This window comes from Modicisalibacter sp. MOD 31.J, from assembly GCF_020147985.1.
Classification (GTDB): Bacteria; Pseudomonadota; Gammaproteobacteria; order Pseudomonadales; family Halomonadaceae; genus Modicisalibacter; species Modicisalibacter coralii.
The window spans coordinates 442,375-455,478 of the sequence record NZ_JAGXFF010000005.1; the positions used below are offsets into that span (position 1 = coordinate 442,375).

7 protein-coding genes and 3 pseudogenes are annotated in these 13,104 nt (G+C 53.6%); 3 read left to right on the forward strand and 7 right to left on the reverse strand.

All coding sequences use genetic code 11. From position 1 onward, the window contains the following. Positions 1-5: 5 nt before the first annotated feature. Positions 6-1,808, reverse strand: a complete 1,803-nt coding sequence (gene mobH, locus KGR00_RS18970) for a MobH family relaxase (RefSeq protein ID WP_224418756.1) — start codon at positions 1,806-1,808, stop codon at positions 6-8. 197 nt (positions 1,809-2,005) lie between these two features. Here mobH (KGR00_RS18970) and KGR00_RS18975 point away from each other — a divergent pair, with 197 nt between their 5' ends. After that, positions 2,006-4,972, forward strand: a complete 2,967-nt coding sequence (locus KGR00_RS18975; RefSeq protein WP_224418755.1) for a KAP family NTPase — start codon at positions 2,006-2,008, stop codon at positions 4,970-4,972. 166 nt (positions 4,973-5,138) lie between these two features. Then, positions 5,139-5,507: a histone-like nucleoid-structuring protein, MvaT/MvaU family gene (locus KGR00_RS18980; RefSeq protein WP_224418754.1), complete on the forward strand. Its 369-nt coding sequence runs from the start codon at positions 5,139-5,141 to the stop codon at positions 5,505-5,507. Positions 5,508-5,602: 95 nt separating this feature from the next. Here KGR00_RS18980 and KGR00_RS18985 read toward each other — a convergent pair whose 3' ends face one another. The 4 genes and pseudogenes from KGR00_RS18985 to istA form a co-directional block, all read right to left on the reverse strand. After that, entirely contained in the window at positions 5,603-6,487 is an 885-nt protein-coding gene (locus KGR00_RS18985; RefSeq protein WP_224419902.1) for a hypothetical protein, read from the reverse strand. A 475-nt stretch (positions 6,488-6,962) separates the two neighbouring features. After that, complete coding sequence (locus KGR00_RS19000; RefSeq protein ID WP_224418753.1) at positions 6,963-7,226, reverse strand: L,D-transpeptidase; 264 nt, start codon at positions 7,224-7,226, stop codon at positions 6,963-6,965. A gap of 97 nt (positions 7,227-7,323) precedes the next feature. After that, positions 7,324-8,130 (reverse strand): annotated as a pseudogene (gene istB / locus KGR00_RS19005) (IS21-like element helper ATPase IstB). Further along, positions 8,127-9,308 (reverse strand): annotated as a pseudogene (gene istA, locus KGR00_RS19010) (IS21 family transposase). Before istA ends, istB begins: the two co-directional pseudogenes overlap by 4 nt. A gap of 103 nt (positions 9,309-9,411) precedes the next feature. Between istA and KGR00_RS19015 the strand changes: the two are divergent. After that, positions 9,412-9,816 (forward strand): annotated as a pseudogene (locus KGR00_RS19015) (IS5 family transposase); the annotation flags it as partial. A gap of 173 nt (positions 9,817-9,989) precedes the next feature. Here KGR00_RS19015 and KGR00_RS19020 read toward each other — a convergent pair. Together KGR00_RS19020 and mobH (KGR00_RS19025) are read right to left on the reverse strand one after the other, a co-directional pair. Further along, a protein-coding gene (locus KGR00_RS19020; RefSeq protein WP_224417470.1) for an IS5 family transposase occupies positions 9,990-10,795 on the reverse strand; the annotation gives its coding sequence in 2 pieces (ribosomal slippage) (positions 9,990-10,468 and positions 10,468-10,795; 807 coding nt in all). A gap of 31 nt (positions 10,796-10,826) precedes the next feature. Beyond that, the gene (gene mobH, locus KGR00_RS19025) at positions 10,827-12,590 is read right to left on the reverse strand and encodes a MobH family relaxase (RefSeq protein WP_224418752.1); all 1,764 of its coding nucleotides are present in this window, start codon (positions 12,588-12,590) and stop codon (positions 10,827-10,829) included. Positions 12,591-13,104: the final 514 nt, after the last annotated feature.

The following is a 13,104-nucleotide window of genomic DNA, read 5'->3' on the forward strand; positions in this document are numbered from 1 at the left end:
GGACCTTACCCTTCTTCTTTTTTCTTCAACGCCAACGCCCAATTGTCTGCAGGAACCTTTTGGCCAAGACACTTGGGATCCTTGATCAAATATCCTTGTAGCTCCCGAGATTTTTTTGGACCTTCGACGATGACAGTGTGTATATTTTTTCCCTGCGTTCTTACATGGACACCTAACTTCTGGAAGCGTTTTTGGACAAACTTCCACTGAGATTCATCGTCAAGCACCAAACGACTGAAACTCTTGAATATGCCTGGACTGACTAGGAAGTAGGTTCCGTCAACAACATGAACCGGTGCCTGAGTATCGTTGATGAGAATAGAATGATCCGCCAACCCGGTTTTCAGCCATTTCCAAAACTGAACCCCATAACACGCATCCTGACTGGGATCTTCTTTATACTCCCCAACTTCTTCCAAAGGAGGCCCTGCTCCCTTATCAGCTTCGGCATTCTCCATGCTATCGAGCATGTTCGAAGAAAATCCATGGTCATTCTCTGAATGCGTTGTAGTCCTTGTCTTCGTATCGCCCTCATCCATTTTTTCAGGAAACAGAGACATAATATCTTCATCCAACTTCCCAGAAGCTGCCATTCCCGAATGGTCTTCTCCGCCCACCTTTTCTTGAGATAGTTGTATATTGGATTCTAGGTTATCGTCTGGTGCCTGGACATTGGAGGACTCATCTGCGCTGGCCCCTTGAACAGTCACTGTTCCCGTGAAAGAGGCTGGACGCCCTTCCACTCCCCAGACCAGCGTGGGAGAGACTTTGATCATGTTGAACACCTGCTGCCAGTCGCCGTCCTGGATCTCGATTTTCCAGACTGACTTCCCCTCTCCCACTTCTTCGATCAATCCATGAGCTTGCAGCTCGCCGTACAGCCTATTGAGGTCTGCCGGAATGCTTTTGATACCCTGACTGTATAGATGTGTCTTGAGTTCGTTCACGGCCCGCGGCGACACTAACCACAGGGCATCGTCGGTCAACCACCCCACGCCGCCCTTCTGATTGATCTTGAATTGCTCACGTACCAGATAACGCAGCCCGTCGGCGAGCTTCCTCTGAATGGATTCGGAAGGCGCAGCGAGTGCTTGTATCGGATCGCCCCCCAGCGCCTTAGCGACGCTCGCGCGGTCGGCCTGATGAACCAACTCGGCGATGATTCCACCGCGTTCGGTGTGCCCCGAGATGGTGTACATGAGAAGCGCAAAAAGCTGGGGCTGTGTCATCAGCCAGTCGAGAGCCCTTGGGCCAAGAACTTGCTCACAAAGCAGTGGGTTAATCACACCATGCAGGTGATAGTCTCGCCCAGGGCGATACCTCACCCGATAAGGTCGTGGAATGGCTCCATGCCAGAGCCTCCACTCAGTGCCGTCATCCAGGTGGATTTCGATATCGACCAGAACCTTGGCGGCATCATGCATGAGCGCCCCATAGATGATCGCCGCACTCCACAGCTCCCCGGCGGAACTTTGGTCCTCGGCTTTCGCGCCAGGCGGCAGAAGATGACGTTGCCGGAGCTTGAGCCCGTAGCAAGCCGTCTCGAGGGCGTGATCGAGCATCCCGCCAGCGTATGCATGATGATGTGACTCAGAGGCAGGCAGAAGCTGTACCAATTCCGCATAGCGGCGAATGGGGGCCAGAAGGTAGGCGTCGAAGACAGACTCAGTGAGAGACGTCGTATCCCAGATCAACTTGACCATCTGCTGACGACGAGGCGTCGCCAGGAGCGCCTCGCCCGATCGAGGGGCCTGGTATCCGGCAGCGATCGGCGGAGCAGCGGGCCGCGAGAATAGGCGTTGAAACATCCTGGTTTCCTGTCGCTGGTGGTCAGCGTCATTTTGTGACAGAGCGCTGAGGGACAGGGAAACCGAGAATGTTAAATCCAATCCGATAGGATTTTTCCAGCACTCAAGCGGCAGGGTAGTATGAACATCGTTATCAGGAACTGCTATCATTAATAGCCATTACAGAATTGTGACGACCCACCTCCCGGAGGCACTTAATGGCGTCAGCCACTAAAAATATGAAAATGCCCGAACTACTCATATTCGCCAAATCTTCTGCTATCGGCTTTATTCTTGCAGAAGTTTGGCGAACATCATTTTATATGGGCTCTAATTTCTCCCTACTGCTAAACAGTGTGCCAACATGGCCGATATTTATTCCGATGCTTTTGCCATTATTGTTATGTATAATATACGCACACAAACGGAAGGCTCTTACATCGGCTCTACGTATAGTCCAAAGCCTAAGAGTAGATATCCTTTTCGCCGTATTCATAGGCATTTGGGTGAATGAGCTAGCGTCCAATTGGCTAGCTAAGTTTCATACAGCAATTAAAAATCTAGACCCTAACTGGGCACCGGCAATAACCGCCTTCTTTTGCGCTATAATGCTATCGCAAATAATTCGGCATCACATTTCTAAAAGAAAGGCAAGACACTCCCAGCTATATTTCGTTGCTGATGAAGAAATCGGAACCAAAGAAGAAGACTTACTAGAAAACGAGTCACAAGCAGAGTCCTTTGCAAGCATGGTACTTGAAAGTGGAGCCCACTCTGGCCTTATCTTTGGGGTCGACGGGGCATGGGGGGTCGGCAAAACAAGCTTTATAAATCTTGCCGAACGTTACTGGAATGAAGCAGACGATAAAGTTATTGTCTGCCGGTTCGAACCGCTAAGATATGCATCAGAGCCTAACATAACTGACAGATTGATTCGTGACCTATCATCGACTATTCAACACAAGGTTTTTGTTCCTGAATTCAAACCAGTGGCAACACGGTACTCTCGGCTACTAAGAGGAAAAGCGGACATCTCTTTTCTCGGATTCAAACTATCTTTAGACCCATCACAGGATAGCGCAGACGAGCTTCTCGAAGACATTGACAATGCTCTTAAGTACATAGGGCGACGTGTCATAATAGTTATCGATGATCTCGATCGCCTAGACACAAACACTATAAACAATGTGCTATTTGCCACTCGTCGAACTTTTAACTTATCGCAGGCTACTTATATTCTCTGCTACGATACCGAGATACTAACCGGCACTCAGGAAAACGCCGAAAAAGCGAGAAACTTTATAGAAAAATTTGTAACAGTTAAATTAAACCTCTTTATTGACAGCTCAAGCATTCGAGACTTCCTGCGTAGTGAATGGAAACGTGCGGAACGTGAACAACGTTTAATCCCGGCCGACACAATGCTTAGCCTCGGCTCCATACTCAATGAATTAGCAGACATCCTTGATGGAGATATGGCATCTCACTATCTCCCTTTGATTGGCAACATGAGAAAAATAAAGCGATTCATTAATGCCATGCTAATGATGCAGCTTGAAAAAAGCGACCTCGGCCAAACCGACTTCAGCAAACAGGACCTTATAAACCTTATACTTTTAAACATTAACTATCCCGGCCTATTTAGACAGATCTATTCTGAAGAAACAGATGGGCGCTCAGGTAGCTTTTCTGTTAAAAGAAGCCATGCAGAGAAAAAATTTTTAAATTCAGAAGGCTTCGAAGAAAAATTAAAAAAAGAACCAGCCCCAGCAGCATTCCTCATTAAACAACTTTTTGATGCCGACCACTTAAAGCTAAATTCGTTTAATGGGGTTGATGAGCCGACCATGGCCATACGCGCCTGCTTCAATCAACCTTCTTTTAGGAATCTAGAAAATTACCTAAAGCTGCTTGTAAGGTTCGTAACACCAGACCCTAAAGATACATTTTCTTTCTATCAACGTGCAGTGGACAGAATCCAATCTGGCACCTCTATTACCTCCATTCTTGAGTCCAATGAACTAAATCTTAGAAACGGAGCCATTGTGCATGATAAATTTTGGAAACTCCTGGTCAATCAGTCGCACGAATTGAAAGACACTGTGGCCCAAGATGCCATCAATACTTTGGTGGACTATTTGCCTTACTACCCTTCAATTGAATATCATGATCGAGGATTGCGTCAAAGATCGATATTCTCGCTACTCTTGTTACTAGACCGTAGGGGGTGGATTGGAAGACCAAGCCAAGGGAACAACTCAGCGGAAAACACAGTAGAGATTGCTCATAGAATATTTGGCGAAGACCGCCATCAGAACTTAGGACTTCTACAACGCCTTTCCGATCCTACAAGAGGCATTCTTGGTTGGAACGACTTGATGCTATTTAGACTTCAGTGCTCTGCGGACCGCAATGGTCAATTATATAATTTGCAGAGGGCACTCATCGTTCACCAGGACCCAGAGTCACCCACAACCGGCCAAGTTAACAACCTCGCGAAATTTGGTATGCGGGAAATATCTCAAGAAACCTTTGCAATATTCAAGCGCACTTACATAGACACCAATAAGAACTTCATTACCGAAGCCGACTCTATTCCCGATGAAGAATTCCTTGGCTCCATTGTAAACCCATCTGGCAACAACTTTCCCCGGGGGGGCATCAAGGATAAGCAAGACATAGACTCTTTAAAACAACGCGTGCCTGCAATTCGGTCCTCTATCAAGACCTTCATAATTTATCAACTAAGCAATTCGCACCCTCCAACTGGCTCAGGTGTGGGCTGTGGCTATTATGATGAGTCGGGAACAAGTGACTCCGGCCACATCGCCAAGATCATGAATCAATACATGTTTGACTATTGCTTTAACCCCGACGTGGATACTGAAAACTCATTCCTTTTCCTTGACTTCTGTTTATCGAACTTAAGCAACTCATTTTTTTACAATGAAGATGAGCTGCGCTACTTTGCCACCAAAGAAGGTATCCTAGGGGGACTCAATCCCAAGACCATGGGACAGTTCTGGACAAACCATAAAGAAAAAATACGCGAAGTTGCAATCGACAACCCTGAGCGCCAAGTGGTCACAATCAACTACATTGCATCATATAGCGAAGACTTAGGCGAAGTCTTCTGTGTACTTGATGAGCTTTCCAAAATCAGTACAGAAATGGACCCTGAGTGATATAAACCTCTGGCGGCACTTGACTATGCTCTTTTACTTATCTTGCAAGCGTTGACCATTAGCACACATTAAGGTAGCTTACACACTGTTCATGACTAAGCCCCGGAATTGATCAAGGTCTATTCGTGATACTTAAACAGAGCCTCACCGAGATAAGGAACTGACTATGTCACTGATTAACGAATACACCCGCAAGGAGCAGCTACTCAAGCAACTCTCACAAGAGCTCAAGGAGCTTGAAGACAACAAGGAGGTTAAGAGAGATCTGGAATTCAAGGGCCGTCTTGAGGCTCTGATGAAAGAATTCGAGAAGTCGCCCAAAGACGTGCTCGACCTACTCGCTCCCCCGAAGCAAGAACAGAGCAAGAGCCAAGCACCAACCGGGCGTCGTCGCCGCAAACTCAAGGTCTTCAAGAATCCTCATACTGGCGAGGTCGTAGAAACCCGCGGAGGCAATCAGAAGACGCTCAAAGCCTGGAAAGACGAGCACGGCGACAGCACTGTCGAGAGCTGGTTGGTCGAGGAGCGGGATTGACGCGCACAGTAACATCCCGCCTTGAAAGAAGGGCTATGACCGGCCCTTCTTGTCTAGCACCAAAATCACATTGCCCTACTGGCCTTTACACACCTTCAGCGCGATCGTTGTTTCCACCAAATTTTGATAGCTAAGTCGGCGCCCTTCTCGGCCAGCTCTTTTACCCACGGTGACAGGGCTTCCTGTATCCAGATCTCATCAGCCGCCGGGATATAGGCCTGTAGTCGAGCGCGCGCACCCTGCTTTGCCTCAGAGAGGGCGGCAGCGCGCTCTTCCTCTGCGGCTAACGTTGCCAGGGTATTACGAGACCAACACTCAATGTGGACGTCCACCAATGCCAGCAGTCGTCGTCGTAACTTCTCTTTCTCAGCCAAGCGATCCTGTTCTACAGAGCGGTGCGGCTCGCTTGGAACCTGCAGCGGAAGTACAGTATCAGTGGGAGTACGCTGGCGGATTTGCATCGCTGCACGACGCTCGCGATTGGCACGCTCGAATTCTTCTCGACGTCGACGCTCTGCCACCTCCTGCGCCCTGAGAGCTTCTCGTCGCTCCTCCAGATCGTCTAGAGCTTTCGCCAGTTCGTCCTCGGCAATTCGACTGTACAGCCAATACCCATCGCGCGAGCGCTCATGCGAACTCAGGGTCTCCAGGACTTGCTCGGCCGTGACATCCAGACCGGCAAGTTGCTCGAGGTCGTAGCACAATGTGGGTATCCCGGCATGCTTGAGCTTCCCGACCTCATCGGCACTGAGATTTCCGTGCAATACCACTCCCAGGCGCAAGCCATCTGCACTCTCGAGCAGTAGGTCGATAGGAACCTCTGCGAGACCCACCTCTTCTGGCTCCAGCACCCTATCGGGAATAAAAACCTGACTCTCGCGAGCGACTCGACGCTCCCCTGCCCCCACTCCGTACAGACTGGGAGCCTCATAGGCCTGTTCCGGCAGATGGAAGTTGGGTAGCGCATCTACCTCATGCATTGCCCGACGGGCCAGGAGATTCAGGACGATTCTAGCCAGAGATGGCGCTCGGCTACATTCGCTGGTAACCGCATGCGCAAAGTGAGGACGCATGACCTGCCCTCGCTTAGCGATCAGCGGTTGTCCACAGGCCGGGCATTCGCAACGGCAGCCTTTGCCAGTGGAGACATCCGTGATGTGGGTCAGCCGGCCTTCTCGGTTCTTTCCCCAAGCCAATCGGACTTGTGTTGTCATAAACGAGGTCTCGGTCGTTATTCGCTGGGAGTCACCCGCTGATTACCACTTGGGTCCCCACTTTGACCCAGCGGGATAGCTTATCGATTTCTGCATCGGTTACCGCCAAGCAGCCATCCGTCCAGTCCATGCGCCGGTTGAGGTAGGGGCTACGGCCGCCAAGTCCATGAATCCCAATATACCCGCCAAGCGAGGTACTCGGTAGCGCTGCTCGATAGCGTGAGTAATGCTTCTTGATGCTCTAGGCTTCGGCCATCGATATCAACCCTTGGCGCACTGCATCCCGCGCGATGGATGGATTCGGGTAGTCGAGTTCGAAGAATTGATGAAAGCGGCTCTCCCGGTTAATGCGATCGATCCGGAAGGTTCCAGTGGGCGTCATGCGGCTGCCTTCAAGACGAAGCCGCCGCGAGCCATTCCTACCGATAGCCACGTGTCCGATCGTCAGGATGACCTTATGCTCGAGGAACACCGACAAGGACCTGGAGCGAAGGTCAATGTACAACCAGGCCTCCGTGGGGCCTACGGCAGGTAAAGGAGCGCCCGTGTCAACGCCATTGAAGGCTGTCCGGATTTCATCACTTCAGATTGTCCGGTTTTTATCAGTGCTCCTTCATCGGAACAGGTTCAGGGTCGTGTGAGGGCTCGTCCTCCTTCGTGGCAGGTGTGGTCACCAAGCCAGCTCGTCGTTTGTCCTTCAGTCGATAGCTTTCGCCTTTGATGTTCAGGGTGGTCGAGTGATGCAGCAGTCAATCCAGGATCGCCGTGGCGATGACCTGGTCGCCAAAGATCTCGCCCCAGTCCATGAACGACTTGTTCGAGGTGAGGATCGTACTGGCCCGCTCGTAGCGCCGGTTGATCAAGCGGAAGAACAGGCTGGCCTCCTCGCGGTTCATCGGAAGGTAGCCCATCTCGTCCAACACTAACACCTTGGGATAGGTCAGTTGCTGGAGCTGCCGATCCAGGCGATTCTCCTGGCGAGCGCGCATCAGGGTGCCGACCAGCCGATCCAGGGTCATGAACAGCACGCGGTGGCCGGCTTCGGCGGCCTTCACCGCCAAGGCGACGGCGAGGTGCGTCTTGCCCACACCGGGTGGGCCGAGCAGCACGACGTTTTCCCCGCGCTCGACGAAGCCCAGGCCGGCAAGATCGCGCACGATCTTGTGATCGATGCTGGGCTGGAAGCTGAAGTCGAACTGCTCCAAGGTCTTGATCCATGGCAGCCGGGCCTGCTTCAGCCGGGATTCCAGTCCCTTCTGGTGGCGGCCGCCCCACTCCTGGGCGAGGGCCTGCTCGAGGAACTCGCGGTAGTTCAGGTCCTGCTTGCTGGCATGCTCGCAGAGGCTGTCGAGCGAGGCCTGGAGGTGCTCCATCTTCAGGCGGTTGAGCAGCTGTTCCAGGGCCATCACAGCACCTCCTCGTAGACTCGCAGGTCACGCTGCTGCACTGACAGGGTCTGCTGCCACAGGGCGGCATGGTGCTCCGGCACGGTGCGCCACCCGGCCTGTGGCGCTTGCAGGCGATGCTACGCGATGGCGTCACCGGCCGGCGAGTAAACGGTCAGCTCATCGTCCAGGCTCAGCCGGATCACCACCGCTTGGCCACAGTAACTCTCGGGGACGCTGTAGCGGTTACCCCGAACCTCGATGTAGCCGTCCCAGCCGACCCGGCGCAGATCGTGGTAGCGGGTGTCAAAGTCCATTGCCGGCAGCGCCTGGAGAGCCTCGACCTCGGCAGTAAAGCGCTCGGCCGGGGTCTGGCGGAACTGCCGTAACGGCCGCTGATCGGCGACCCGTTCCAGCCACAGCAGGAGCAGCTGGTTCAGGTGGGCGTAGCTCTCGAACTGCCGGTAACGCTGGAAGAAGTGCTGCTTCACATAGCCCACCATGCGTTCGGTCTTGCCCTTGGTGCGCGGGCGCTGTGGACGGCACGCCTTGGGCGCGAAGCCGTAGTGGTTGGCCAGTTGCAGGAAGCCGGCATTGAAGATCACCCGGTGGTCCCTGGCGTGCTTCAGCACCGCCGCCTTCTGGTTGTCGACCAGCACCGTGCGCGGCACGCCGCCGAAGTGGCGGAAGGCCTGCACCAGCGCCTCGTAGGTGTGCTCGGCATCCTGGCTGGGCGCCGCCCAGGCATGGAAGCGCCGCGAATAGCCCAGCGTGTTGACCGCAAAATAGACCTTGCAGCGCTGGCCGGCGACGACCGTCTCGATCTCACCCCAGTCGTGCTGGAGCTGGAAGCCGGGCTGGGTCTCGAAGCGTACGGTCCGCTTGCTCGGCCGTAGCGCCCGCTTGGGCTGGATGTACAAGCGTACGATGGTGCTACCGCCGCTGTAGCCCTGCTCCCGAATCAACTGGAAGATCACCTCGGCGTTCCAGACGTTGTCGGCCAGCAGCTGATCAATGATCGGCTTGTAGGGATCGAGTTTGCTCGCGCGTGGCCTGGCCGGTCGCCCGGTGGGGGCCTCCTCGCGGGCCAGATGGCGGCGCACGGTCCGTTCGCAACAGCCGATCTGATGCGCAATGTCCACGAGGTGGGCGCCTCGCTGGTGAAGTTGCCTTATCATGAGGAAGTCCTCTCGGCTCAGCATGGCGCGGCCCTTACCGGTTTGGTCACCAGCAAGGAAAGGTCATGCGGGTCGGGGGGACAATCTGTGTTGATGATTTACGGACTTATAGCGCCGGCGTCGACACTTCACGCTGTCTCCGGGTCAGGATGCTGACACTCGCCATTTCATGCCCACGATGGAGAGGGTTCGCCTGCCAGGAAAGTCGGGGCGACCACGCAAGCGTTGCCGCTATATCGTGGCCGACAAGGGCTACGACAGCGATGACTTGCGCCGCTACTGTGATCGATACCGGATAAAGCCGATCATCGCGCAGCGCAAGATGTACCGAAAGCCGCGTCCTGGCCTCCCCCGAGGGTTCGACAAGCCCAAGTATCGGGAGCGTAATGTGGTAGAGCGCGCTTTTAGCTGGCTCAAGGAGATACGGCGAATTGCGACGCGCTATGACAAGCTGGCCCGTAGCTTTCGCGCCATGGTATGCCTGGCTTGCATAAGCCGCTGTCTACGAGCTGACTTTTCGTACAGAACCTAACGCTTTTGGGACGCAAGTGCTTGTCTGCTGAATACCGGCTCACCAGTTCCATGAATGAAACATCATTCATACGTTTCGTCCTTCTTTTCTTGGGATTTCAAAAGAGTCAGCACCCAATTGTCAGGTGGTATCCGTTGACTCACTCCTCGCGGATCCTTGATTAAGAGTGCCTTTCAAAACCTGCCTTGGAGCTTGTTCAGGCAGACCAGGGAACAGCCCAGCAGCGTAAAGGCATAATGGATATCGACTCGCCGCTCATAGCGCGTGGTGAGTCGCCTCATCCGGCCCAGCCACGCAAAGGTTCGTTCGACAACCCAGCGATGGCAGCCGAGTCGCTGACTATCCTCGACACCGCGACGAGCAATGCGGGGCTGGATGCCACGTCGCCGACAGGCTCGGCGGCAACGGCGATGATCGTATGCCTTGTCCGCATGAAGTTTGCCGGGACGACGGCGAGGCCGCCCCGGTCGCCCCGACGAAATCGGTGGAACGCTATCGAGCAGTGCCGTTAATGGCACACTATCGTTCATGTTGGCTCCCGAGAGCAGGACAGCCAACGGGACTCCCTGACGATCGGTCAGGAGGTGCCGCTTTGTGCCCGGTCTTCCTCGGTCTGTCGGGTTGGGGCCGATCGCTGAGCCCCTTTTTTTGCCGGTAGGGAGGCGCTGTCCATACAGGCTCGCTCCCAATCCAGTTGATCCGCGTGCTGCAAGTGTTCCAGCAGCGTCTGATGCAAGCGGTCCCAGACGCCCGCTTCCTGCCAGTCGCGCAGGCGCCTCCAGCAGGTCACGCCGGAACCGCAGCCCATCTCTTGAGGCAACATCTCCCAAGGGATACCCGAGCGCAGGACGAACAGGATGCCTGTCAGGGCTGCGCGATTGGAAACGGGAGGTCGGCCGCCACGCGGCTTGGGCTGAGGCGGCGGCAGTAGCGGCTCGACAATAGACCAGAGTTCATCGGATACGATCTTCTTAGCCATGCCCAAAATCTAGGAATGGCTGGAGCCGCTTTCAAGGTTTTGAAAGGCACTCTAAGTATCCTTTCAGCAGTCGGGTCTTGTTCGGCCCCTCGACGGAAACGTTATGAATGTTTTGTCCCTGAGTTCTGATATGCAATCCCAGCTTTTGGAAGCGTTTTTGAACTGCCTTCCACTGTTCTTCATCTCCAAGCTCTTTAGTGCTAAAGCGTTTGAATATACCGGGACTGACTAGGAAATAGGTGCCTTCAACTGTATGAATTGGCGCCTTGGTGTCATTGATGACGATAGAGTGATCCGCAACCCCCATCTTCAACCACTGCCAGAACTGCTCACCGAGATCCGAAGTATTGTTAGCTTTCTGATCATTCGACTTAGGTCGCGAACCGACATTTTTAGCAGATGTAGATGAATTTGGCTCGGCCGAGCTTTCTTGCTCAGCAGAATCAGCGCTCTGAACTTGGTCCAGGACTCTCTCCAGCTCAGAATTCACCTCAGGAAAAAGTGCCATGATGTCGTCGTCCAGAGTGTCACCGACAGTACTAGCCTGAGAATAAGGCTGTGTGTCGATGCCCTGAGACGGCTGTATTTCGCCACTTTGTGTCTTGCTTTCGGAATCCGATTCCGATTTGGCTACTGCCACGTCTTCTGAGGACGGCTTATCTGCTGTAACTGCGCCTTCACCTTGAAGCGTGATTTTTCCTCGAAAAGGGGCTGGCTTATTCTCTACCCCCCAGATCAACGTCGGTGGCACCTTGATCATGTTGAAGGACTGCTTCCAGTCACCTTCCACAATCTCGCACTTCCACACCGCTTTCCCTTCGGTGACTTCCTCGATCAGCCCGTGTGACTGCAGCTCACCGTACAGCCTGTTAAGGTCTCCTGGGATGCTCTTGACACCCTGAGCATATAGGTGCGCTTTCAGTTCATTGACCGCACGCGGCGAAACTAGCCAGAGAGCCTCCTCAGTTAGCCAAGCGACTTCGCCTCTCTTATTGAGCTTGAACTGTTCCTTGACCATATACCGTAGGCCTTCTGCCAGCTTTCTCTGGATCGATTCCACGGGAGCTGAAAGAGCCTGGACCGGATCGCCCCCCAAAGCCTTGGCAACACTCGCGCGATCCGCCTGGTGAATCAGCTCCGCGACGATTCCGCCTCGCTCGGTGTGTCCTGCGATGGTGTACATGAACAGCGCAAATAGCTTGGGCTGCGTCATCATCCAGTCGAGCACCTTCGCCCCAAGGACTCGCTCGCACAACAATGGATTGACCGCCGCGTGAAGGTGATACTCCCGTCCAACTCGGTACCTGACACGGTAAGCGGCAGGAATGGGACCGTGCCACAATCTCCACTCTCGCCCATCCTCAAGATGAATTTCTACGTCGACCAGCGTCTTGGCGACGTCGTGCATGAGCGCTCCATGAATTACGGCGGCACTCCAAAGCTCACCTGATGAACTTTGATCTTCGGGCTTTGCGCCGGGAGGTAGGAGATGACGTTGACGCAGACGCAATCCGTAGCAAGCCATCTCCAGCGCATGGTCCAGCATGCCACCTGGATAAGCATGGTGATGTGACTCCGAAGCTGGGAGCCGCTGTACCAGCTCAGCATAGCGGCGGATCGGGGCAAGGAGGTACTCGTCGAAGACGCTCTGGGTCAAGGATGTCGTATTCCACAGCATCTTGATCATCTGCTGCCGCCGAGGAGTATCGAGTAGCTCCTTACCTAGCATGGGCTGGGTGTAGCCTTTCGGCGGACTGGTATTCTGACGGGATCGCAGGAATAGGCGTCGTAGCATTACTGATACCTGACACTATGGGTGAAACACACACCTGTGACAGAAGTCAACGTTTTTTGGCATAGAGAATGTTAACTCGGCCGGATTTATTTTTGAGTCACAAGAGACTTAATCCTGTCTTTTTCAGCTTGAAGAAATAAAACCCTACAGACATATCGCCGTCTACTAACACGCCTAGCCCCACGTAGGTATCATTAACCGATATACGGCCGTTAAATCGAACGGGAAGCCGCTCGAAAAACGTCGACTCGTATTCTAAGACGCTAGCGGTGAGGAGAGAGGCCAAACCACGGAATGTATCTCACATCTCTTGGGTTAATTTTCAGCTCATCTCCATAGGCCAATCTCCATACGTCACACTTGGGCGCGTACGGAACGATAAGGTCAAAGACCAGATATATCCAAGCAAGATTAGAGGCATCGAGATGCTGGAGATGCTGGCACCCCGAGTCACCACACCTCTGGCACAGAAGTCGGCTATACAACAGGCCGGCTTTCTTCAAAGCAATTCAGG